The sequence below is a fragment of the Erysipelothrix aquatica genome (assembly GCF_009828825.1).
Taxonomy (GTDB): Bacteria; Bacillota_I; Bacilli_A; order Erysipelotrichales; family Erysipelotrichaceae; genus Erysipelothrix; species Erysipelothrix aquatica_A.
The window spans coordinates 328,805-352,860 of sequence record NZ_WTTA01000003.1 but is presented as its reverse complement, the minus strand read 5'-3'; the positions used below and the strand labels follow the sequence as shown (position 1 = coordinate 352,860).

At 39.6% G+C, this 24,056-nt stretch carries 24 protein-coding genes and 1 riboswitch; of the genes, 16 read left to right on the top strand and 8 right to left on the bottom strand.

Translation table 11 applies throughout. The annotated features are described in order from the left end of the window. Nucleotides 1-2 precede the first annotated feature (2 nt). The 6 genes from GVV22_RS07655 (at nucleotide 3) to GVV22_RS07630 (ending at nucleotide 4,908) form a co-directional block, all read left to right on the top strand. Complete coding sequence (locus tag GVV22_RS07655) at nucleotides 3-284, top strand: hypothetical protein (protein ID WP_159649537.1); 282 nt, start codon at nucleotides 3-5, stop codon at nucleotides 282-284. A gap of 467 nt (nucleotides 285-751) precedes the next feature. After that, nucleotides 752-1,897 carry a hypothetical protein gene (locus tag GVV22_RS07650; RefSeq protein WP_159649536.1) on the top strand — a complete coding sequence of 382 codons (1,146 nt, stop codon included), beginning with the start codon at nucleotides 752-754 and terminating at the stop codon, nucleotides 1,895-1,897. 50 nt (nucleotides 1,898-1,947) lie between these two features. Next, a riboswitch (TPP riboswitch) is annotated at nucleotides 1,948-2,073 on the top strand. A gap of 53 nt (nucleotides 2,074-2,126) precedes the next feature. Then, nucleotides 2,127-2,444, top strand: coding sequence for a thiamine-binding protein (locus GVV22_RS07645; protein ID WP_236261755.1), 318 nt, complete (start codon nucleotides 2,127-2,129; stop codon nucleotides 2,442-2,444). Further along, nucleotides 2,416-3,177, top strand: coding sequence for an ABC transporter permease (locus GVV22_RS07640; protein ID WP_201290697.1), 762 nt, complete (start codon nucleotides 2,416-2,418; stop codon nucleotides 3,175-3,177). Before GVV22_RS07645 ends, GVV22_RS07640 begins: the two co-directional genes overlap by 29 nt. A 10-nt stretch (nucleotides 3,178-3,187) precedes the next feature. Then, on the top strand, nucleotides 3,188-4,162 hold the full coding sequence (locus tag GVV22_RS07635; protein ID WP_159649534.1) for an ABC transporter substrate-binding protein: 975 nt from the start codon (nucleotides 3,188-3,190) through the stop codon (nucleotides 4,160-4,162). After that, complete coding sequence (locus GVV22_RS07630; RefSeq protein ID WP_159649533.1) at nucleotides 4,159-4,908, top strand: ABC transporter ATP-binding protein; 750 nt, start codon at nucleotides 4,159-4,161, stop codon at nucleotides 4,906-4,908. The genes GVV22_RS07635 and GVV22_RS07630 overlap by 4 nt, the downstream gene beginning before the upstream one ends. A gap of 47 nt (nucleotides 4,909-4,955) precedes the next feature. Here the strand turns inward: GVV22_RS07630 and GVV22_RS07625 are convergent, their stop codons facing one another. Next, the gene (locus tag GVV22_RS07625) at nucleotides 4,956-5,402 is read right to left on the bottom strand and encodes a hypothetical protein (protein WP_159649532.1); all 447 of its coding nucleotides are present in this window, start codon (nucleotides 5,400-5,402) and stop codon (nucleotides 4,956-4,958) included. 154 nt (nucleotides 5,403-5,556) lie between these two features. Next, the gene (locus GVV22_RS07620) at nucleotides 5,557-5,970 is read right to left on the bottom strand and encodes a hypothetical protein (RefSeq protein WP_159649531.1); all 414 of its coding nucleotides are present in this window, start codon (nucleotides 5,968-5,970) and stop codon (nucleotides 5,557-5,559) included. A 110-nt stretch (nucleotides 5,971-6,080) separates the two neighbouring features. Between GVV22_RS07620 and GVV22_RS07615 the strand changes: the two genes are divergently transcribed. Then, entirely contained in the window at nucleotides 6,081-6,635 is a 555-nt protein-coding gene (locus tag GVV22_RS07615) for a DNA-3-methyladenine glycosylase I (RefSeq protein ID WP_159649530.1), read from the top strand. Between the two features lie 17 nt (nucleotides 6,636-6,652). Here GVV22_RS07615 and GVV22_RS07610 read toward each other — a convergent pair whose 3' ends face one another. Next, nucleotides 6,653-7,000 carry a MazG nucleotide pyrophosphohydrolase domain-containing protein gene (locus GVV22_RS07610; RefSeq protein ID WP_159649529.1) on the bottom strand — a complete coding sequence of 116 codons (348 nt, stop codon included), beginning with the start codon at nucleotides 6,998-7,000 and terminating at the stop codon, nucleotides 6,653-6,655. Nucleotides 7,001-7,164: 164 nt separating this feature from the next. On the opposite strand from GVV22_RS07610, the gene GVV22_RS07605 reads away from it, so the two are divergent. From GVV22_RS07605 to GVV22_RS07580, 6 genes are all read left to right on the top strand, one after another. Beyond that, the gene (locus GVV22_RS07605) at nucleotides 7,165-8,496 is read left to right on the top strand and encodes a Sapep family Mn(2+)-dependent dipeptidase (RefSeq protein WP_159649528.1); all 1,332 of its coding nucleotides are present in this window, start codon (nucleotides 7,165-7,167) and stop codon (nucleotides 8,494-8,496) included. A gap of 21 nt (nucleotides 8,497-8,517) precedes the next feature. Next, on the top strand, nucleotides 8,518-10,062 hold the full coding sequence (locus GVV22_RS07600; protein ID WP_236261938.1) for a YfcC family protein: 1,545 nt from the start codon (nucleotides 8,518-8,520) through the stop codon (nucleotides 10,060-10,062). A gap of 1 nt (nucleotide 10,063) precedes the next feature. Continuing rightward, nucleotides 10,064-10,573: a GNAT family N-acetyltransferase gene (locus GVV22_RS07595; RefSeq protein WP_159649526.1), complete on the top strand. Its 510-nt coding sequence runs from the start codon at nucleotides 10,064-10,066 to the stop codon at nucleotides 10,571-10,573. Between the two features lie 206 nt (nucleotides 10,574-10,779). Next, nucleotides 10,780-14,277, top strand: a complete 3,498-nt coding sequence (locus GVV22_RS10980) for a hypothetical protein (RefSeq protein ID WP_201290696.1) — start codon at nucleotides 10,780-10,782, stop codon at nucleotides 14,275-14,277. 87 nt (nucleotides 14,278-14,364) lie between these two features. Next, entirely contained in the window at nucleotides 14,365-14,967 is a 603-nt protein-coding gene (locus GVV22_RS07585) for a hypothetical protein (RefSeq protein ID WP_159649525.1), read from the top strand. Between the two features lie 162 nt (nucleotides 14,968-15,129). Next, a complete protein-coding gene (locus GVV22_RS07580; RefSeq protein WP_159649524.1) occupies nucleotides 15,130-15,702 on the top strand; it encodes a hypothetical protein in 573 nt (190 codons plus the stop codon). Nucleotides 15,703-15,750: 48 nt separating this feature from the next. Here GVV22_RS07580 and GVV22_RS07575 read toward each other — a convergent pair whose 3' ends face one another. Together GVV22_RS07575 and GVV22_RS07570 are read right to left on the bottom strand one after the other, a co-directional pair. Continuing rightward, nucleotides 15,751-16,659, bottom strand: coding sequence for a permease prefix domain 1-containing protein (locus GVV22_RS07575; protein ID WP_159649523.1), 909 nt, complete (start codon nucleotides 16,657-16,659; stop codon nucleotides 15,751-15,753). Continuing rightward, complete coding sequence (locus GVV22_RS07570; RefSeq protein WP_159649522.1) at nucleotides 16,646-16,993, bottom strand: PadR family transcriptional regulator; 348 nt, start codon at nucleotides 16,991-16,993, stop codon at nucleotides 16,646-16,648. Before GVV22_RS07570 ends, GVV22_RS07575 begins: the two co-directional genes overlap by 14 nt. 140 nt (nucleotides 16,994-17,133) lie before the next feature. Here GVV22_RS07570 and GVV22_RS07565 point away from each other — a divergent pair, with 140 nt between their 5' ends. After that, complete coding sequence (locus tag GVV22_RS07565) at nucleotides 17,134-17,712, top strand: hypothetical protein (RefSeq protein WP_159649521.1); 579 nt, start codon at nucleotides 17,134-17,136, stop codon at nucleotides 17,710-17,712. A gap of 19 nt (nucleotides 17,713-17,731) precedes the next feature. Here GVV22_RS07565 and GVV22_RS07560 read toward each other — a convergent pair whose 3' ends face one another. Next, nucleotides 17,732-18,559, bottom strand: a complete 828-nt coding sequence (locus GVV22_RS07560; protein ID WP_159649520.1) for a MerR family transcriptional regulator — start codon at nucleotides 18,557-18,559, stop codon at nucleotides 17,732-17,734. A gap of 81 nt (nucleotides 18,560-18,640) precedes the next feature. Here GVV22_RS07560 and GVV22_RS07555 point away from each other — a divergent pair, with 81 nt between their 5' ends. Both GVV22_RS07555 and GVV22_RS07550 read left to right on the top strand, forming a co-directional pair. Next, complete coding sequence (locus GVV22_RS07555; RefSeq protein WP_159649519.1) at nucleotides 18,641-20,386, top strand: ABC transporter ATP-binding protein; 1,746 nt, start codon at nucleotides 18,641-18,643, stop codon at nucleotides 20,384-20,386. Continuing rightward, a complete protein-coding gene (locus tag GVV22_RS07550) occupies nucleotides 20,370-22,127 on the top strand; it encodes an ABC transporter ATP-binding protein (protein ID WP_159649518.1) in 1,758 nt (585 codons plus the stop codon). Before GVV22_RS07555 ends, GVV22_RS07550 begins: the two co-directional genes overlap by 17 nt. Before the next feature lie 72 nt (nucleotides 22,128-22,199). Here the strand turns inward: GVV22_RS07550 and GVV22_RS07545 are convergent, their stop codons facing one another. Together GVV22_RS07545 and GVV22_RS07540 are read right to left on the bottom strand one after the other, a co-directional pair. Beyond that, nucleotides 22,200-22,994: an ABC transporter permease subunit gene (locus tag GVV22_RS07545; RefSeq protein ID WP_159649517.1), complete on the bottom strand. Its 795-nt coding sequence runs from the start codon at nucleotides 22,992-22,994 to the stop codon at nucleotides 22,200-22,202. Beyond that, nucleotides 22,978-23,856, bottom strand: a complete 879-nt coding sequence (locus tag GVV22_RS07540; protein ID WP_159649516.1) for an ABC transporter ATP-binding protein — start codon at nucleotides 23,854-23,856, stop codon at nucleotides 22,978-22,980. The genes GVV22_RS07545 and GVV22_RS07540 overlap by 17 nt, the downstream gene beginning before the upstream one ends. Between the last annotated feature and the right edge of the window lie 200 nt (nucleotides 23,857-24,056).

Genomic DNA, 24,056 nt, shown 5'->3' with positions numbered 1-24,056 from the left:
AATTGAAAAAGAAACTTAGTGTATACGGTTGTTACTTAATATTTGTTGAAGGCCTCTATGGCATCGAAAATGGTTTGGGATGGTTTGCGTTTAGTCGCTATGCTGGAATTGCGATTGGTTTGGCACTTCTTGTAACCCTGTTTACATCAGTGCCTTTATTCCATAACGATTTTGAAACCGTTGGAAGCATTGCTGATCGAGCAAAAGAAAGCGCGCCAATTATGTCAGTTGGGATGGCCTTTGCATTGATCTTGCCGCTTGTGATCTACATATATTTCTCATAAAAAACCGACTTAAATCGGTTTTTTTCAAATTGTATTTGCGAAGTGATGAAGCAAGGACAATGAAAACAACCCAAGCAACAACATAATCAACACAAGTCATCTTATGAGGAAAAAAAGATAGAATAGAATTAAGATAGAAAGAGCGGAATTTGAAATGAATGTAGCGCTTATGATGTATCATTCACTTCTTGAATTTATACGAAATATTGATCCAATTATTGTATTTACAATCAAAATAGTGACAATCATCATTCTAGTACAAACTGTCATCTTTTTGCGAAAAATCAATAAGAAAATGCATCACCAATAAATGAGAAAGACACAATAAAATGTGTCTTTTTAGTACAAACTATCAACACGAATAAACGTACGCTTCCTGGTTTCGGGCTGCTGTCCGGTGCTACAGGTTCTTCCTATTAACAATGTGGCTAAAGATTTGGTATAATTATATAAAGGTGGTATGGCTTATGTGGGAAATTCTAGGAATCGATGCAACAACAGATATCGAACAAATCTTTGAGGCATATGCTTCAAAAGTCGCGGAATATGGCGAATCAGATGCATTAACACAGGCATATGAAGAGGCGCTTGTTTATGCAGAAGGAACATCCGATACGCGATTTGACGATCTCATGCAAGAGTTATCCTTGATGGACGTTAAAGAGCGCATTGCCTGGCAAAAATGGTTTGATGCACTCGACCGTTTGGAAGTATATGAGCGTTTTGAAGATGTCGAAATCCTCAATACGTCACTTCAACGCGTGGATGTTCGCTTGATTCCAAGTGGCGTCATGTTTGAAATCATTTTGCCACATTTGCGAAAAATAGCACATTACAATAACGAAAATGAATCTGAGTTAAAAATGACGATGGACCACTTCGAATCCTATGTCCGATTCCGTGAAGCAAGTCGTATCGGGTGGCGTGATCAGGGGAAATCAAAACGTAAGAACCAGTCGAATGCGAAACACGTATGGTCTGTTATTCAGATGATTGTACAGTTCATTGGGTGGGTGACGGTATTCTTATTGATATTTCAAATGTTAGGTATTTTCAATATCTTCGGCACGCGTCAAGATACACGGTACCCTGAGCGAGAAATTACACCACCAACCAGTGAATTTGTACATTATGAAAGTCAGTTTTCTGATGCATTGGTTGAGGCAATTCAAGAAGGGGTACGCGATCAATCACTCCAAGCCCATCTTGACTTTGATACACTGAGCCGCTTAGAGACAAACTCATGTTTTGATAAAGATATCGACTATGATGCATGTGAAGGCGCGTTTTTGTTAGATCTTACAGAACGCCAATATAAACGAATCATGGCGAATTCCTATCTTCAAGAAGGCTTGAATGATGATTTGTATGATGCTTTTCCTGCTGAAAGTATCTACTATTATGAAACATATTATGATGAATTCGCGGACCTTCTCAAGAATAACAAAGCGTATGTTTTAAATGACATTACACAAGGATTACATCTCAATGAAGCACTCTATGATGAAGCATATCGCGCATATTCTGATGCGGTCTATGATGTCTTCTTCAAGCAACTTGTGCAGGAGAATCACAATATAAACCTACAAAGATTTACCAAGGATGCATTATAATCATTGACGTTAGGAATATAAAACGTATAATGAAGGCGTACAATTGAATCCATAAATACAAGGGGTGCCCGCTATGGCGGCTGAGACTAAACGCACGTTTTAAACCCTTAAACAGGAAGTCCTGTTTAGCACTTGATCCAGATAATACTGGCGGAAGGATGTATATCGTAGCTCGTTTATTAACGTATATACATATGCCTCTTTTCGGAAATGAAAAGAGGTTTTTTTTATGAAAGATGGAGGATTTGCTATGAATGCAAGTATCGCAATACAAGTATTACCCCATGTAGATGGGAACCAAGAAGTAGTTCGTATCGTTGACGAAGTTATTGATTACATTAAAGGAACTGGTCTTCATTACACCGTTGGAGCATTTGAAACAGCGGTTGAAGGCGATTATGATACGTTAATGGAAATCGTGAAACAATCACAGATTATTGCACATCGTGCCGGGGCTGATAAAGTTTCAGCATACGTAAAAATCGTGTACGCACCTCAAGGTGAGATGCTCACAATTGATGAAAAAATTACGAAACACCAACAATAAGCGTTATGCGTTTATGTCGGTTGGTCTTGTCATAGTACTGTGGCAACTCATAGTATGGAGTGGTATTGTGCCCCAGTTCATGCTTCCAGGTCCCGCTTCGGTTATTATGGCATTGTATGAAGACCGTGCATTGTTATGGATGCATGCTCAAACAACCCTGCTAGAAGCCTTTCTTGGGCTTTTAGGGGGTGTTGGGTTGGGGATCACGTTAGCGTTACTGATGGATCGTTACGATCGCGTTTATCGCATGGTTTATCCGTTGATGATTCTCACGCAGACAGTCCCAACTGTCGCCGTTGTACCACTGCTTGTCTTATGGTTAGGATATGGAATCTTACCGAAAATTGTACTCATCGTTTTAACATCATTTTTTCCAATGGCTATCGGATGTTTCCAAGGCTTACAGGCTGTCGATCGAGACAGCATTCAACTCTTACGAAGTATGGGGGCGAATCCGCTACAACAGTACCAGCACGTTCGGATTCCGGAAAGTATATCGCCATTTTTTGCCAGTCTAAAAATTGCGGTTTCGTATGCAGTTGTTGGGGCTGTTATTGCGGAATGGCTCGGAGGAACGAGCGGACTGGGAGTCTATATGACACGTGTTCGAAAAGCCTATGCATTTGACAAAATGTTTGCAGTAATTGTGCTCATTTCACTATTAAGCCTACTTTTAATGGGGTTGGTCAATATTTTGGAACGGAAAGCGATGCCGTGGAAAGATGTGGAATAAAGGAGATATTATGAAACGAATTGTAGTGAGTTTATTAGCGTTGCTAGTCTTAGCAGGGTGTAGTACTTCCAATGATACTCAGAAAGTGCGCTTTGTACTGGATTGGACGCCCAATACCAACCACACAGGCCTATACGTAGCGCTTGAAAAAGGATACTTTGAACAAGCAGGAATTGCGTTGGAAATAGTTCAACCGCCTGAGGATGGTGCTGTTGGATTGGTTGCAGCTAAGGGTGCAGAATTCGGTGTCGGGTTCCAAGATACCTTGGCTCCGGTTTGGGCACGCCCAGAACCTTTACCAGTAACTGCAGTTGCAGCGATGATTCAACATAACACGTCTGGAATTGTCTCGTTGAAAGAGAAAGGCATTGACCGTCCATCTAAAATGGCGAATCATTCCTATGCGACATGGGATATTCCCGTTGAACAAGCAATCTTAAAATATGTAATTGAACAAGATGGTGGTTCATTTGATAGCGTCTCATTAATCCCAAATACCGTGACGGATGCTGTCAGTGCGCTCCAAAGCAATGTCGATACAATTTGGATTTATCGTGGTTGGGATGGGATTGCTTTAGAAGTTGCGAACCAAGAGATAAACTACTTTGGATTCGCCGATTATGCGAAAGAATTGGATTTCTATAGCCCTGTAGTCATCGCAAATAACGATTATCTGAAAGATAATCCAGAGCAAGCGAAAGCATTTTTAGCAGCATTGGGTAAGGGATATCAGGACGCTGTTGCTAATCCTGAAGAAGCTGCTCAAATTCTGATGAAACATGTCCCGGAATTAAAAAGTAATGAGGCGTTAATCGTTGAAAGCCAAAAATATCTTGCGGGTGAGTATATGCGTGGCGAAGCGCAGTGGGGAAAATTTGATGCAAACCGTTGGAATGCTTTCTACAATTGGCTCGGTGAGAAGCAATTGATTGAGCAACCGATTCCTGCTGGATTTGGCTTTACGAATGAATTCCTTGCTTCATGAAACCACTTTTAGAAATTCGTAATCTTGGTAAGTCGTTTGGAACGCATACAGTCATTGCCGATGTAAACTTTGAAGTGTATCCAGAAGAGACGGTTGCTATTTTGGGGCAAAGTGGTGTTGGAAAATCAACACTCTTTCAAATTGTAGCTGGCTTAAGCAACCCGGACACAGGAGATGTGCTCCTTGAAGGTGAGTCTATTGTTGATAAACCCGGATCGCTTGCATATATGCTCCAAAAAGATTTATTGTTAAATCATAAAACTGTGATGGAAAATGCAGCCCTTCCTTTGACGATTCAAGGGATGGATAAAGCCGCTCGACACGCGAAGGTTATGCCATACTTGGACACCTTTGGACTTGCCCAAACAGAAAACAAGTACCCACGTCAATTATCAGGTGGGATGCGCCAAAGGGTTGCATTTCTACGTACTTATATGATGAACAAACCAATTATGTTACTGGATGAACCGTTTAGTGCCTTAGATCCAATGACAAAATATCAAATCCATGAATGGTATCAGGATTTGAGTGATAGGTTTAAAATTACGACATTGTTTATTACCCATGATGTTGAAGAAGCAATTAAACTCTCTGATCGCATTTTGATTTTGAATGGAGCCCCTGGACGCATTCAGGAGACGCTTGAGATTGCATCGCTTAAAAAGAAGCACTCTGACTTTTTACAAACGGCTGCTTTTTTGGAATTGAAGGCATCCATTCAAGAAAACTTTATGACGAAACCATAACAGTTTATTGAATCCCAAAAAAAGATGAACCCTAGGGCTCATCTTTTTTAGATTATAACGCGGTTATTGATGCTGAGATGTAGAATCTCAGCTTGTTCCGCTGAACCATTCCATAAGAAAATCAGCTTGGAAATGTTTGGGCGACCCCGTTGTACGGGTTCTTTAATAATAACGGCCACTTTGTTTGGGCCTTGATTTTCGAATTGCCACTGACTGCGGTCAGGAGCGGTAAATCCATAATCAGCAAACGTTTGAATTACAAACTCATCTTGAGTGAGACCACTGGTGGTTTCGACGGGTGTTTCTTGAGGCTCTTCAATGGGTTCTTCAACTACGACTTCTGGTTCTTTGATTTCTACCTTTTCTGGTTCTTGTTTGATTTCCTTTGGTGTTTCCTTCTCTTGAGTGGGTGCTGTATCATTGGGTACCGCTTCTTTTGCGCTACATCCATAAAGCAAAGCACTCACGATTAATAATACTAAAACGCGTTTCATAAATATCCTCATATCTTTCCTATGTATGCTTGTGATTGCACAAGAACATCCACTATACGCCCTTTCTGACATTTATCCTTAGTGTGTGCCCCAAGTGCGTGATTGATGTTCCAAAAATAAAAAGGCAGTATCAAAGTGGCTGCCCTTAAACCATCTATTGGTCAGTACCAAACTTAACGGTGTTTGAGACCACGACATGAAGTAATTCTCCAGTCTCCATTTGATTATCCCAAAGGAATACAAGTTTGGAAATGTTCGGTTTTCCTTGACCAATATTCTCTTTAATAATGACCGCAACTTTTTGCGGTCCCTGTTGTTCTACAATCCATTGAGAACGCTCAGGCGCAGTGTAACCATATTGTGCAAATGTATCGAGAATATAGGCATCTTGTGCCGAGATGGCATCGGTTTGAGGTCCATTTACATTCGCATCGTTTGAAGATGGGTTAATGGGAGTCTCTTGCTGCGGTTTTGGTTCTTGAGGTTTCGAATCATCAGCAGGGAAGTTCACACTAACACATCCCGTCAGCACGATTACAAACAATGCTAAGGTGAGTAGTTTTCGCATGATATTTGTCCTTTCTAAGAAGCCCTGGACATAGTGATACTATGATTCGACTATTCTTAGACTTTATCATATAATTAGGTTTAAGAAAAGGGAACAACCCAGGAGGCATTATGAAACGCTGCACATGGTCGACACATTCGACAAATGAAATGGAATATCACGACACAGAATGGGGAAAGCCAAATCATGATGATCGCTACCTCTTTGAAATGTTGAATCTTGAGGGGCAACAAGCAGGATTAAGTTGGTCAACCATCCTAAACAAGCGCGATACAATGCGTCAAGCATACGCAAACTTTGAACCGTCGGCCCTAATTAAATTTACGGAAGATGATGTGGAAAGACTGCTTCAAGATGCTGGAATTATTCGTCACCGTCTAAAAATACAAGCGGTAATTCATAATGCACATGCGTATCACGATATTGTGGCAAAACATGGCAGTCTCAATGATTTTTTGTGGGCGTATGTTGATAACGCACCTGTTGAAAATGATGTCCAACATTATACGGACGTTCCAGCAGAAACGGAACTCTCGAAGCAAATCAGTAAAGATTTACGAAAATTAGGATTTAAATTTGTGGGTCCAACAACTGTTTACGCATTTATGCAAGCCGTTGGTATGGTAAACGACCACGAAAATGATTGTGCATTTCGTCACCAATAAAAAATAGGTCTGAGAACCTATTTTTTTTCGTCTATGGGTAATGTTTGTTTTTTGATGTAGGCTTCATACCGTGCATCGAGTTTATCCACATGCATCTTAAAAATATCTTCGAAGGACAAATCATAATGGTTCGCAATGACCATTAAGTTTCCGAGCACATCGCCAATTTCGGACGCTAATTCTTCTTTGAGATCGGTATCCACAATATCGTGGTCTTCACGTCCTAGTTCAATGGCTCGAACTGAACGGGCAACTTCTCCAGCTTCCTCAAACAAAAAAGTAACGCGAATAAAAATATCTAAATCCGACCACCCACGTTTCTTATAGTAAGTATCGACCCATTGTTGAAATAATTCGACGTTCATATATATCCTCCCATTCTTTTTGGAAATTATAAATTAATTTTCGTATGAATAAAATAGTTAGGAGGTATTTTCACAAGAAACGGATGTCTTCGGTGTTGTTACGGGTCTAAGTTTGATACAATATAAACATAACTTAGCAAAAGTCTAAGCATATAGGAGGTATTATGGATTTAAGAAAAAAAATTGACGACATCTTTGCAGACTATCAAAGAGATTTAGGGCGTCTGGTTTCAATCCCGAGTGTCCTAGAAGAGGGCGGCGATGCACCGTTTGGCGCAAATATCCAACGTGCATTAGAAGAAGTATTAAAAATTGCTGAAGAACTCGGATTTAGAACATTCATAGATCCCAATGGATACTATGGCTATGCTGAAATTGGTGACGGTCCGGAAATGTTTGGTGTTCTTGGACACATGGATGTTGTGCCAGCTGGTGATGTCAAAGCTTGGGATTCGAATCCATTTGAGTTAGTTGAAAAAGATGGCTTCTTAGTTGGACGTGGTTCGTCTGATGATAAAGGACCAACACTTGCAGCGATGTATGCGCTTAAGACTTTATTAAATGAAGGAAAAGAACTCAACCAACGTGTTCGTTTTATTTTTGGAACGGATGAAGAATCACTATGGCGTTGTATGAACGCATATGTTGAGAAAGAGGAACTCCCAACTAAAGGATTCACACCAGATTCGGGATTCCCACTTATCTATGCAGAAAAAGGCTTAATTGAATTTATGTTGTATTCGCATCAAATGTCTGATGTTCGACTCGAAGGTGGTGGAGCCCTTAATGCTGTACCGTCACAAGCAACAACCGACTACGATGCCGATGTTGCGGCCGCATTGGATGAATTAGGATATACCTATACAGTTGATGGCAATGATTTAACGGTTGAAGGTATGGCAATTCACGCTAAGGATGCAGACAAAGGTAAAAATGCAATTGTCTATTTAGCTGAAGGACTGCACAAAGCAGGTAAAACAAATGACATGATTCGCTTCATTGTAGAAAAAATGTCCAATCCCAATGGAACCCTCGTCTTTGGGGAAGTCGAAGATGAAGTTTCTGGAAAACTCATGTTAAATGTTGGGAAAGTAAGTTTCCGCGAAAACGTTCAACAAATTGGAATTGACATTCGTTTCCCAGTAACTTATCCAGTGGAAAATGTTAAAGAACTCTTAACGAAAGATGCACACAAGTATGAAATTGTCGTTGAATTGTACGACTACTTGAAATCAATCTATGTTGAGAAAGAATCAGATTACATTCAATCACTGATGAAAGCATACCAAGATGTGACCGGTGATACGGTATCACAACCAATTACAAGTGGTGGTGCAACGTATGCCCGCGCGATGGATAATGTCGTTGCGTATGGTGCGTTACTACCAACAGGGTTAAAAACAGAACACCAAGTCAATGAACGTATTAGTATTGAGGATATGAAAATAGCAATGCATGTCTATGCACAAGCATTCCTAAACATCGTTATCAAATAACACTGAACGGGAGAAATATTGATGGAGAAGAAAAAGAAATTTTCAATGCCGAGTTCCTATACAATTGTTTTTATTGCATTGGTAATCACGGCAGCATTAAGTTATTTTATTCCACAATCAGTATTCGATAAGCAATCAGGAGACATTATCTTTGATGCCATTCGAGGACCACAAGGTGAAATTCTTCAAGGACAAGGAATGCAACCTTTTGGACTGTGGGATGTCTTAATGGCACCAATTAAAGGATTCCAATCCGCAAGTGATGTCGCGATTGGAATTCTATCAGCAGGAGGGTTCTTAGCTGTCTTGAATCATGTCGGCGCACTTGAAGCTGGAATTGGTAGCTTATTATCAAAATTTAAGGGAAATGTATTGATTGCAATCATGATGTTTGTGTTTGCGGTTCTGGGTACATCTTTTGGATTTTGGGAAGAAATTACTGCCTTCGCAGTCGTCATTATTCCAATGTTCGTCCTGGCAGGCTATGACGTTATGACAGGATTGGCAGTTCTCTTTATTGGGGCATCCATTGGGAATATGGCAAGTTTGGTTAACCCATTTTCCACCGGTGCTGCGGTAGCGGCAATCGGAAACCCAGATCTGTCAATTGGATCGGGAATTGTCTTACGATCAATTATCTTTGCAGCATTGTATGTTGTGGGAACAATCATGGTAATTGGATATGCATCTAAAGTAAAAAATGATCCAAGTAAGTCAATAACAGCGGACTTGGAAAACGTCAATACACTTGTTGATGCGAAAGAAACATTACCTGAATTTACGACACGTCGAAAGTGGTCGGCATTCGTCTTGATCATGGTTGTAATTATTGTTATTTTGGGATATTTCCCTTGGGCCGATCTTTTAGGGCAAGGTGTCTCGGATACGATTAACGCACCATTTACGATGCTTGCGAAAGTACCAGTTCTAGGCAATATTTTAGGAGCTGGAAACATTACACCCTTAGGAACCTGGGGATTTGATGAATTCGCCTTCCTCTTCTTAATGGGGGCATTCTTACTCAAATTAATCAATGGTTTGGGTGAAATGGAATTTATCAACAAATTTATTGAAGGAATGAAAGATCTCTTTGGAGTTGTTGTGGTTCTTGCGATTGCCCGAGGCATTGCAATCATCATGGGTAGCTCAACAGAGGGGATGTCGATTACCTTTATCTACTGGATATCCAACGCACTTTCAAGTGTCCCATTATGGGTATTTGGAATCTTTGCAATTGCTGCATACGTCTTAATTGGAATCTTCTTGCAATCCACAAGTGGTGTTGCGGGAATCTCAATGCCCATCTTGGGAGCTGTTGCAGCTGCACTCTTTACATCAAATGTCATCGGTGCTGAAGGTGGTCAAATTATTCTGATTTCTGCCTTTGTTGCAGGGGTTAACTTTATGTCCGGTGTCTATCCTGGAGCAACCTTGATGGGAACCCTGGAACTTGTTAATATCCCATATGATAAATATTTGAAGTTTACATTGAAAATACTAGGAACATTATTATTCGTCGCTGCCATAATTATTGCAGTCGCACCATATATAGGAATCGTACGATAACATGAACATTACATATAAAAAATTTACACAAGAAGATATACCGTTTTATTATACATGGCGCAATGATCCAGAGGTCGCGCAATATGACCAAAGTGGATTCTTACGTCCAATGTCATTTGAAGAAGTCGAAGAGTGGAGTCAAATCCTTGTTAATGGTATGACTTACACTGTTCTGGCAGATGAAAAACCAATTGGAACAGTAGCATTCATGAATCTTGATCAAAGAAACCGTCATGCCGAGCTTGCTATTGTGATTGGTGATAAAAACTATTGGGGTCAAGGACTTGGCCCACAGTTGATGAAACAACAACTCGAATGGGGATTTAATGGTTTAAACTTAAACCGCCTCTATCTTCATGTCTTTTCATTCAACGAGCGTGCTCAAAAGTTGTATCAGAAAATGGGATTCCAACACGAAGGAACGAAACGTGAAATGCTCTTCCGTGATGGAAAATACCAAGACGTTGAAGTTTATGGACTCTTACGCCGAGAGTGGGAAGCTCAACGCTAAAATCTGAAAAATCTCTTCTAAATTAGAAGGGATTTTTTTGTCTTAAAGGCTTGTATGACGGAAAATTGTTTGGAAAATCACATTGTTTAATAAAATGTCATATGGGTCATAAAATCTTCATTTTGGAACATCATGAACAAAATATGAAGATTAACTTGATAGTCTAAACTTATACCCACATGACCAGTGGAAGAGAGGACATAGATATGAGGAAAGTAGTGAAAAATACGCTGACAGCACTTCTTGTTATGGGAGTCGCTGCCGGATCACTTCGTGTTTATGCTGATGATAGAGGAACAACCCAACCCGTAACATCGGTAACGAAGACACAACAAGAGCAAACAGAAATACTGAATGATCCTGAATTTGAGGATATTGTGGAGGTCCCTGAGCAAAAAATAGATGCTTCAAAAGCTGAAGTTCTGGACGAGACACAACAAAATAATGACACTGTGAAGCCTGTGTCGCATCAAGCACGTGTTCAAGTGCTTGCAGATAGTCAGACGTTAGAAGTTGGTAAAACAGCAACGTATCGCATTGTAGTTGGTGTTGACGGTGCTAATGAGGTTATCCCGAACCTTGATCTTATGATCCAACTGCCAAACGTGGTAGATGGTACAGCGGTTCAGTTTAATCAGAGCTTAGAAACCCTTGCATTACGCGGCGTCGTACCAAGTTTTGACGCTAATACGAATCAGTTGCGTTATCGCCTTACAAATCTTTCGGGTGGTTTTGATACAACCCTGATGCTTAAACTTGAAACAGAAAACGGAAGTGCCTTAAATGGCCAACAGTTATTGGTTCAAGCAACAATTAGCGGCGATACTATTGCGGAAATAAGCAGCGACGCATCCATTGAATTAGTTGCAAATCAAAATGCTTCGATTAGTAATAAGCTGCGTGGAATTATGGTAAACGATATTCCTGTAGACCGTTCAAGCATTCGCTATTTAGACGAAGCAATTTTTGATGTGGGATTTTCAATCAATAAATTCGAAACAGGTACTGTTGCTCCAGATACAACAGACATGATTCGTTTTAGTTATACTTTACCTGAGGGCGTTGATTACGTTCGTGATTCAAGTGGTAAAACACCCACAATTAATGGTAAAACAATCACATGGGAATTCGATGCTACGACGAATGAAGATGCAGAGTATTACTTCAATGTGAACTTTAACATTATTACCAAAGTATCTGGGAATCTAACTTTATTTAGTACCGTTGATACCATTGCAGCATCGGACGTTAAGTTTATCGATGGTAGTTCGAAAAATTTCCAAACGAAAGCAAGCGTCATGATTTCACCGAACTTTGAGTATGTCCCAGATGCCCTCTTTGGTGGTGGCCCATTAACATCTGTATTTAGTGGCCCTGCTGATGGTTTTGGTGGTGTTGGATGGATTAATAATGATGATCCAAGTGTGACAGATGGTGCGATCTTAGGCTGGCGTCTATACTTAAGCTCATTGGATGCGACCAGTCCAATTCACGGACTCAATAGTTATGATGCATTCTTTATGCCAGATCAAGCATTGAACGTGACACAAATTTATACGGGGACATTCTACCAACGTCCATCAAGTGCTTTCCCTGCGGGAATTCCAGCTGAAGAAGATGTCTTCTTTTCCTTAAGCTTCCGTTACGCTGGCGAGACGGAATGGCAACGTTCGATTGCAGAACTAAAACAAGAACGTTACTACTATGCCGATGAAATGGGAATTGACCCAGATAAAAAAGTATCCGAGATGTGGTTCCATTTCCATGATGGCGAAAATAATATCTTTGCAGATAGTGTCGATTTTGTGAAAGAGACAATATTCAAGATTCCAACAGGATTGACAAACATGAACTTAACGGTTTTCACAACCATTGATGAAGGTTATGTTGGACCAGTCCAATCGAATGCTGGAATTGCATACTCAGGCTGGTACCCACAAAAAGAAGACCTAACAAACTCATACCGTACAGATCAGCAATCAAAATATGTACCTGCAGATCTGAAAGACAAGTATTATAGGGATATTAACAGTCAATATGAATCACGCTTAGCACCAAAAACGGCGCAAGTTGTAACTGCACCAGAAGGAATTACCCGTTTTATTAAGTCTAATATTACGTTTAATGAGAAACAATCCAACCTCGTTAATCAAGGGGATAATTTTATTCGCCTTGAAATCAACAATGATGCAGCATCTACACAAACGATGACCGGACCATTCACAACATATGCGTTAGTCGATCATGGGGTTGAAATCCTTGACTTGGATACGATTCCCAATGCAACGGTTACTGTCGCAGATGCGAACTATCAAAACTCAAACCGAACATTGTTGAAAATTGATTTAAATGTTGAGCGTTTAGAGATTAATCGCCGCGCAATTGTAAGGATTCCGGTTCGTATCAGTGAAAATGCTCCCAATACGATCAATGTTCAAATGTTCGGTTACTTAAATGAAGCGTTCTCCGTATCGGATGTTTCGAATACAGATGGTTCGTTCACAATTCGTACAACGGATAGCCATGATTTCGATGGTGATGGTGATTTCGATGAATATGTCTATTCAACGAAAAATACATTTACCTACCGTAATGCTTATGACTTTGTAGCAACAGCAACCGCCAATGATAATCTTTCAGTAACGATGCATCCAAATACCATGCAGCGCTTTGATCTAACAGTCTTTAATGAAAAAGATACACCATTCTCAAGTTTAGAGTTGATTGGGGTCTTGCCACGCGTTAATGATACATTTGTGACAAATGATGAACGTCGAAATTCAGTCTTTGACGTTTACTTGACGGGACCGATTCGTTTACCAGAAGGGTATGAGTCATTGTTTGATGTTTCTTATTCGACATCACAAGAGCCGTTGATTGAAGGTGTACTCGATATCAACACAGATCCAGAATTAATGCCGAAGACGTATCCAACACAGGTGGATGATCAACCATGGTTATCAGAATCTGAAGTCAATGATTTTGAAGCCATCAAATCATTCAAAATCAGTATGAAAAAAGATGGCGGGTCAATTCATGAAGCATCACTACAATTTAAAGTGGATGCACATATCAATGCGCCAAACCTTACAGGTGATGAAGCACTTGCTGACCGTATCGCATTCTTCAGCTTTGGCGTTGCGGCAAACCAATCAAACGTTTTTGAAACACAATCGCTGTCGGTGATTTATGAGAAAACACCTGTATATACGATTGTCGGTCGTGATGTAGAAATGTACTTAAGTGATGTAAATCAACTAATTGCTGATCAAACCTTTAATGAAAAACTTCTTGAATCCATCAATCCAATCGTCACAAAAAATGACGAAATCGTGGTAGATCCAATGGTGATTGCAACAGTTCTCGATGAACCTGTAAATTACGTACCAGGAACTTACACCGTGAACTTGAGCTACTACGATACACTCCGTAGCTCACTTGCTGAGACAACTGTTGTCTTGACAATCTTGGATGATCCGTTAAAACCAACAGAACCAACAGAACCAACAGAACCTACAGAACCTACAGAACCAACAGGTCCTACAGAACCTACAGGTCCTACAGAACCAGTCGATAAAGAAGAAACACTACCAGGTACAGGTGTTTCAGATAACCGTATCGGTTATGCATTGGCTGTAATGGGTCTTGGAATGAGTATTATAGCTGGTTTAAGACGAAAACGTGAAACACACGCGTCACATTAGATAATTTGTAGTAGCACATCACCCTGAAGCGATCGAGTCTTGTATCAGACCGTTGCTTTAGGGTGATTGTATGAAAGAGGAGACAATATGAAGAAAAAAGTAGGGTGGATACTTACCCTAATGGTGTTCGTGCTTGTTGGATGTACTTCAAAAAATGTTGGGTACGCCATCGCGGAAAGTATGAATACAGATGACTTACGTACAATTCTTATCGATAGTTCGATAACACCCAATGTTGGAATTCTTGATACAGAATCACTCAAAGATGTATACGAAGAACTGGCATTTGAAATCGACAGTTTCAACCATGAATTACAACTGTTGGAAAGTGATGATCTCGATGAATTTGAGGGTGAATTATTTCAAGAGGTATTTGCTGCGCTTGCAATATATACACAAACGATTGTTGATTTGATGGATCAAGATACGGCATTCAATGCGTATTATCTTGGCGATGATCGGGATATGGAATCGATTTACGGGATTTCGGTACTCGTCTTCTCTAAGCCCATCAATCTCGATTCGGAATTAGTTGAGTTTATGAATGAACTTGCCAAAGAGGAGATTGGCGAAGCAGTATATGTCAATGACAAGATTTTAGTGATCGCAGAGTCTGACTATATTTCGGACATCGATCAATTCTTAATACTGGCCGAGCAAGCCGTCACCAAACATGTGAAAGCATCATAAATCGCGCTCGTGTCTTACAATATTCTAAAAAAGATGCGATAGCGCGTCTTTTTTTTTGTCGGTCCTTCAAGAAAAATCACTAATGATGTGCTTGCTGTTATGCTATACTTAACCTATCGCTCAAGGCGTGCTGAAGTGTACAGATTAATGGGGAACGAAACAATGGGATTTTTAGTGAGTATTGGGATATTAGTCCTATTTATGATTGTGATAAGCACGTTATTTAACGGTGTAGTATTTGGATTGCATTCCTTAATCCTAAACAAAGAATTGGTGGAAGACTTGACGCATAAATCGAATCGTTTTGTGAGCTCTCACAAACATCTTATCAGCTTTAGTCTTTTGGTGTTGTCAGGATTTGGGGTACGCCAAGTGACCATTTACTATCTTTTTTCAGGCGCATATTTTTGGTTTGTGATCTTTACTTTTGGGATCCTTTTGCTACTCTATTTTGCGCCTATTAGTGCAATGTTCCTCCCTTATGTTAAAAAAGAGTATGAATGTTGGAGTTGGTTTTCCAAGTTCTATTGGAACTTCATTGGTTCAAGTTCGTTACTGTGGGGTTTACTGATGCTAATCGACACGAGTACCAAGATTTATGCGGACGAAAGTGGTGGAACATTCCACTACGGCAATCACAATTTAAAAATACTTGGTGGGTTGTGTCTTATCATAGTGTCAATTTATGTTGCAACGTCACTGGCGGCGCGTAAACGGACTGTATCTCAGCATTAAAAAAAGTAGACAGGATATTTATGTCTACTTTTTTAATGCTAATTTAGGCTACTCAGCTTTGGTGAAGATAGCTTCAATCAAGGTCATGAGAAGGGCAACGACGGGAAACATAATCCATCCTATTGCAAAGAAATCGTGATTCATGAGTCCAATCCCGACATAGACCATAGCTGTTAGGCCCATGAGTGCACCTGTAATTTTACCGAATTTCTTTTCTTGGGCGGTTGTGTGCATGGCATCGCCATGATTTTCAGGATTTAAGAATCGGCTTGGCATTTCAGCTTTAATGGGCACTGAGATAAGGAAGAAAACGCCAATCGCAACAAACATCAACATTCCTACACCTGATAAGTTGTCATTGATACCAAGTTCTTCCATCACAATTGTGCTAAGAACTCCCAGTAAAATCATTGCGATGCCACTTGGTATTGCCACAATCATTTGCTTTTTATAGGGTTTTTTAAAGGCGTTCACGCGTTCTCTGTCGTGGGGTGTAAGTTCTGAGCCTGTGATTTCAATATTGCCTAAACGAAGCCCGTAAACGATAAATAACGAGACACCAATAATCACTGCAGTCAAGAAGACAACATACCCGATAATTTCAAGATTCAAATACTCGAAGAGTGGAAAGAGTGCCGTTCCGACGATAATAGTTGAGACACCACCAGCAATTGCAGTTGCAAATTTAGGAATGAACTTTAAATACGTATCTACAGTTGTTGAATCAAACGCCTCAACTGATGGTTCTTCCAAATTCAGTGCTTCTTTTAGATCATCAATCGAACCAAACTCCCCAATTACTCTGCCGATTGCGGTTGCTTCCTCCATCCCTTCCTGGCGGTACTGCTCATATTTCGTTTCCATAGAATCTAGAATGTTAGCTTTTATACCGAGGACTTCTTGTGTTTGAGGTAATGATTTAAACATTACGTCCACATAATCTCTAATTTGTTGCATAATCCTTCTCCTTTGTGTTTGTAAAGATATCAATGACTTCTTTTACCAGTTCCCATTCCGCTTGCTTTTCTTTAAAGTATTGCTGACCGGCATCGGTAATTCGATAATATGTACGAATGCGTCCCTTTGTTTCATCGCCTTCGTACGAGGCAATATAGTCGTTTTTTTCCAATCGCGTAAATGTTGAGTAAAGTGTTGTTTCTTTGATGACGTACTTCCCTTGACTCATGGTTGCGATATTTTGTCCAATTTCATACCCGTAGGAATCCCCCTTAAGTAAGATATAGAGAACAATCGTATCATTGTAACCACGAATAACATCACTACTAATCATGTTGGCCTCCTTTACTTCATCTGTCGTAGTAATCGTAGCACAAAGTACTACGACAGGTAAAGTACTTTGTGGAAATTAGTGATAAAAGGTGCAAAAAGAGACTGTTTACGATAGAATATAAATGGGAAAAGGGGAAGAATATGAAAAAATCGATTATAAGTGTCCTACTTGTGACACTCCTATTATTTGTAAGTGGTTGTACTCAAACCGGCGATAGTTATAAGATTGCACGAACAATGAATACGGATGCATATACAACAATTGTCACGGATAAAGTGAAACAAAATGTGGGAATCCTTGATGGTCAATCTGTCATTGATGCCTATAAAGAAGCATCATCAAACCTTGATGACATCTACATGGAGTTGGATGATGAAATGATTGAAGAAGGTTTGGATTATGTTTTCGCTGCAATGGGCTACTATTATGAAACAGTCTATCAACTACTCAGTCAAGATTCTAAATTTGAAGCCGTGTATTTGGGTGACGATTCAAACCAAAATTCAATTGACGGGGTTACGGTGCTTAAATTTACCGAAGCGCCAGAAATTGAACCAGAGCTTATCGAAATCATGAATGATATCGCACGTGAAGAAATTGGTGAAGCTGTGTATGTCCAAGGGAACTATATGGTAGTTGTGAATGCAGAATACATTAATGATGTTGATGCATTTTTAGCACTTGCAAAAACTGGTGTTGCATCAGTAATCAAAAAATAACCTCACAGAGGTTATTTTTTCAATCAAGATTGGGATAATTGAGAATGCGGATGGAGAGTTCGACGACAAAATCATCGACACTCGAAACGGTAATTTCGCTAAGGAGTAAATCTTCGTAAAAATATGCATCCAATTCGAGATGGTGTGCTTGTGCATACTTTAAAATGGCGTCATAGCCACGGTATAGCGTTTCAAAATCACCATGATGGTAGTAAGTAATATAGTGGCCCTCAGGCTTGCGTGTGAGATTTGGTGTTGTGTCGGGATCTAGTGCAATAAAGTAAAAATATGAATGATTGCGATAATTACCGTCCTTAATATCTTCCAAGCTCGTTATTGTTCCAATCGAGTTTGCAAATGTCATGTTTTGTTCTTGCGCAAACTGGGTGTATTCTGAAACGAAACTGTGACGACTTCGAGTCGGAGAGGGACTGCTTTGAACTAACCATTCCTCTGGTAAATAGGAAATGGATGGCGTATTTGCTCGTGATTTATCTGCTGTATCAAGATTCGCTAAGGTACGATCGATGTACCGTTGGCTGAGTTCAAGGCGATGGATATGTTCTTGAAGTGATTGTCTGCGTTGAGCCAGTAAGTCCGTTAAATGCTGCGGAGAACGATGATCAAGATAGTCTTGAATTTCACTCAACGACATTCCCATTTCTTTAAAAAAAGAAATAACAGAAAAGGCATAATACTGATGATATGCATAGTATCGATAGCCATTTTCAGCAATGACTTCGGGCTTGAAAATTCCGATTTCATCATAGTAGAATAAAACATGTTTCGGGACACCAGCTAACTTGGCAAATTGTCCTGTTGTTAATTTATCATTAATTCTATTCATAATGTATTAATCTCCTTGACTATAAGGTTACCTTATACTTTATTATAATGCAGTTATGAGTTTTCGTACAGGAGGAAAAATATGAAATTAATCATCAAATATTTAAAAAAGTATAAACTACTATTTATCCTCAATTTAATTGCGATTATTGCTTTCTCTATTACAGAGTTAGGGATGCCAACAATCATGGGTAACATGATTGATGAAGGTGTCGGAAGCGGTAATCTTGATATCATCAGAAATCAAGGTTTGATGCTACTGGGCGTCGCACTTATTGGGGGATTGGGTAATATCTTACTCGGGTTTACGTCCAGTCGTATTGCAACATGGATGACACGCGATATTCGCAATGACTTATTTAAAAAAGTCCAACAATTATCCCACTCGGAATATAATGAAATCGGTGTATCATCATTAATTACACGGATTTCAAATGACGTGTATCAACTCCAATTGTTTGTTCAAATGTTTTTAAGAATGGGTTTAAATAGCCCAATTATGATCGCTGCTTCGGCATGGATGATTTACGATACAAACCAAGCACTTGCATTAATTGTAGCGGCAAGTATCCCGTTTATTCTTATTGTTGTTACCTATACAGGAATAAAATCCGGTCCGATTAGTCGCGCGCAACAAAAACTGATGGATGTCTTAAACCGGATCACGCGTGAAAATATTACGGGTGTACGTGTTATCCGTGCATTTAGAAAAGATAAACACGAAACAGAGCGATTCGAAGAAAAAAATAGTGACTATACACGCACCTCGAAGAAGTTATTCTTCATGATGTCGCGTGTTGAACCTATATTCTTCTTCATCTTAAATATTGCAGTCTTGTTTACCATTTTTGTTGCTGCGCAAATGATTGATATTGGAGCACTTGAAGTTGGTAGTTTGGTTGCATTCTTGGAATACCAATTCCATGCATTGTTCTCATTACTTCTTTTCTCGATTGTGTTTGTAATGTATCCTCGTGCAGCTGTAAGTGCACGTCGTATTCAAGAGGTACTCGACAAAGAACCACTCATTATGAATCCTGAAAATGGTGTTACTGATGGAACGGAAGATACAAGTATCGTCTTCGAGAACGTTGATTTTGCCTATCCAGATGGTGAAGCGAATGTCTTAACCGATATCTCCTTTACAGCGAAAAAAGGTGAAACCATTGCCTTTATTGGCTCAACAGGTTCTGGTAAGTCGACCTTAATAAATCTTATTGTGCGTTTCTATGATGTAACGCGTGGACGTGTACTCGTAAATGGCGTAGATGTGCGTGAATACGATATGTATGCACTTCGCGATAAAATTGGATTTATTCGTCAAAAAGCATTGCTCTTTAGCGGAAGTATTAATGAAAATATTCGTTATGGAAAACGTGATGCCGATTCACGCGAAATTGAAGCAAGTACTGAAATGGCTGCGGCCCGCGACTTTATTGAAAAGAAACCAGATCAATATGAAGAATGGTTAAGTGAAGGCGGAAGTAACGTTTCTGGTGGTCAGAAACAACGTCTATCCATTGCCCGAGCATTAGTTCGTAAGCCAGAAATCTATATTTTTGATGATAGTTTCTCTGCACTTGATTATAAAACCGATGCACTTATTCGTAAAAATCTACGAGAAGAAGTAAAAGATTCTGTAATGTTGGTTGTTGCACAACGGGTTAGTTCAATCGTTGATGCAGACCAAATCATTGTTCTCAATGAAGGAAAAATTGTAGGAAAAGGAACTCACCTTGAGCTTATGAAATCTTCCCCAATCTATGTTCAGATTGCAGAATCTCAACTCAGTGAAAAGGAGATGGCAAAATATGAGCAGCTTGCGTAAAATGTGGCGTTTTCTAAAGCCTTATAAAATAAAATTAATCTTTGCAATCACATTCATCTTCATCGCTGCAGTGTTAACAGCAGCAGCGCCTGCGATAGAAGGGTTCGCTACAACACAACTTGCGAAAGATGTTGCGGCGATTCATGCTGGTGTTGCTGGAGCACACATCCAGTACGATATTATTTGGAAAATTATCTTTATCTTACTTGCAATCTATATTGCAAATGCGGGCTCTCGTATGTTGTACCAATACCTTATTACAGAGTCCATTCAATCATCCGTGTATGATTTACGAATGGCTGTTAAAGAAAAAATGGTCCGCTTGCCGATTCGTTATTTCGATGAACATGCAGCTGGAGATCTAATGGCTCGTATGACAACAGACATCGAAGCACTCTCAGCAGCCCTCCAACAAGCCTTTGCACAAATTGTTATGGCGATTCTAAGTCTCACAATGGCGGTTATCATGATGTTTGTGATTGATTGGCAAATGGCGCTTGTAGGATCTTTAATTATTCCAATTAGTTATGTCTTTGCACGCTATATTATTAAACATTCGCAATCATTGTTTGATATCCAACAAAAAACATTGGGTGATATGTTTGCGGTTGTTCAAGAGAAACTCACTGGATTCAACGAAATTAAACTCTATAACTATCAAGAAAATGCAATTGAAGAGTTCAAAGAAACTAACAGTAATCTTGCTGAAGCGGGATTTAAAGCAAACTTTATCTCAGGGCTTATGAGTCCAGGAGTTACCTTGGTAACATATATTGTCATTGCGATCTCCGTTTTTATGGGAGCTATGAAAGTTGCTCAAGGTGCTATGGCTGTTGGGGCGTTGCAGTCGTTTGTTCGTTATATTTGGCAAGTAAATCAACCGCTTGCACAAATTACACAACTTGCGCCAACGATTCAATCAAGTATCGCTGCTATGGACCGTGTCTTTGAATATCTTGAAGAAAATGATGATATTGAAGATATTGCCAATCCAGTTGTGATTGATACCTATGAAGGTGCTGTATCGTTTGATCACATTAACTTCGGCTATGGCGAACGTCCGATCATCCAAGACGTGAGTGTGGATATTAAGCCAGGTGAGATGGTTGCGATCGTTGGTCCAACAGGTGCAGGTAAAACAACCATTATAAACTTGTTAATGCGTTTCTATGATGTTGATTCGGGATCAATTCGTATTGATGGGGTCGACATTCGAGATATGAAACGTGATGATTTGCGTTCCTTGTTTGGAATGGTTCTTCAAGATACATGGTTATTCAGTGGCAAAATTAAAGAAAATATTGCGTATGGAAAACCAAATGCAAGTGATGAAGAAATCATTGATGCAGCAAAACGTACCAACGTTCACCACTTTATTACAACGCTACCAAATGGTTATGACATGGAACTCAACGAAGAGTCATCAAACATTTCCAATGGCGAGAAACAATTGATCACAATTGCGCGTGCTCTACTTAGTGATCCGCGTATCCTGATTCTCGATGAAGCAACCAGTTCGGTAGATACCCGTTTGGATGCAATGATTCAAGAAGCGATGGCTGAACTTATGAAAGGTCGTACATCATTTGTAATTGCACACCGTTTATCAACAATTCGGAATGCTGACAAGATACTTGTCATGCGTGATGGTAATATTATTGAGACAGGTAACCATGATGAACTTATGGAACAAGATGGCTTTTACGCTGATCTATACAACAGTCAATTTGCAGAAAACTAAACCAGCTTCGGCTGGTTTTTTTGTTTGGTAAGGAACATAAGTGCGCAAAAAGAGCCTGATCAAAGTCAGGCTCTAAATATTGATGTCACGTTTCTGGAAATGATACAGCCCGAAGCAGAAAGTACCGATTGCGAGAAGACTCCACAATCCAATGGAAACCATATCTACAGTACCCGCGTAAATTTGATCGGGCATGCTCGTATGGAGAATTGAGATGAATTTTAAAGGTTCGAGTGCTTCTACCATCTGTGCCATCATTCCCAAGACATACGGAATAAACACAACCGCCATAGCAACACCCATTGTGGATAAGGATGTCGGAAGCAATAACGATAAGCCAGTACCTAAAACTAAAAATATTTCGGCAAGCATCCAAAAAGAAGCAAAGACGGGGAGTGATTGCATCACTAAATCATTCAGAAAAATACCGGTTGGAAGAAAAATTGCAAAGGTAAGACAACTTACCAAAATCATGACGGTGGTAACAATTGTTAGAACGAGTGTGTTGGCTGCCAGTTTTTGGAGTACAAGTTCCGTGCGTGTGATTGGTTGAGCATACAGAAATTCAATCGTGCCATCACGAACTTCCTTACTAAATGTATTCAACCCCAAAACAATGGCATAGACTGCAATTCCCATCATAATGTACTGCATAATATAACCGTAAAAAACCTCTATCTTACTAAAATCAGGGAAATGATCAAAACCAAGCACTTGTAACATTGAATCCGGGACGCCTTGGATGAGTGCTTGCATCGAAGTATCGGCCATAGTTGGATAAAAAGCCATAAATCCAACAATCATCGCGGATAAGGTAACGATCCAAACAACCATACTTTTCATGTTGAGCTTAAAGTGAAGTTTCATGAGTGTTCTCCTTATAGTATTCAATAAACTGATGTTCGATGGACACATCCTCAATGATTAGGTCTTGGATGTCTCGGTTGGATAATGTTGTCATTAAGTCATTAAGTGGTAATGTGAAAATTGCAGCAATACTCGTCTTGTCTTGAGATAAAACCTGGGATGCCAGTGCTTCCAAACCTCGAATATCTCCCTTAAGCTTGACAAATTTTCCTGATAAAGGAAGTGACTTCAAATCAATTGTTTGAATAATTTTTCCTGACTTAATAAAGATTGCGCGGTCACAGTGTTCCTGAATTTCCCGAAGATTATGACTTGAGATGAGGATTGCCGTATTTTTAGATGCAGCATGTTTTACGTGTTGAAATAACATTTTTTGAATGAGTGGATCAAGTCCGTTGGTTGGTTCATCCATGATTAGGACTTGTGGCTCAATTACTAAAGCACACACAATCGCAACTTTCTTCTTGTTTCCTAAAGAGAGTTCCTTCATACGCTTGTGCGTATCAACTTGGAAGTCGTCACACAAAGTATCACGTAATGTAACGTTGGTACAGTTGTGGGTACGCATGGTGTGGTTAATGACCTCCAATGCTGTTAGTTCGGGATAGAAATTCACTTCGCTGGGGACATATCCAAGAACCTGCTTAATATCCTTCGATTTAGTGATACAAGACATATTTAGAATTGAGGCATCACCGTGATCAGCAAAAATGTAGTTTAGTAATACTTTTATGGTTGTTGATTTACCCGCACCATTCGGACCAATAAATCCAACAATTTCTCCAGGTTGGACGTCAAAGGATACATTATCGATGGCTTTTGTTGTGTGGTAGGATTTGCTAATGTTGTGAATTGAAATCATACGAGAACCTCCTGATAGTTTTATTATAGTCCGATGAACTCATAATACAATTGATTTCGCGTTATTAAGAATAGATATTTAAGTTGGCGATTATAAAGAAAACGGATACAAAGATAATGTTTGTGTAAGGAATTGCAATTAGCTAAAAATATCGTGATATTTGTGTGAAATTAGATGTGAATTACTGTGAATTGGAATAG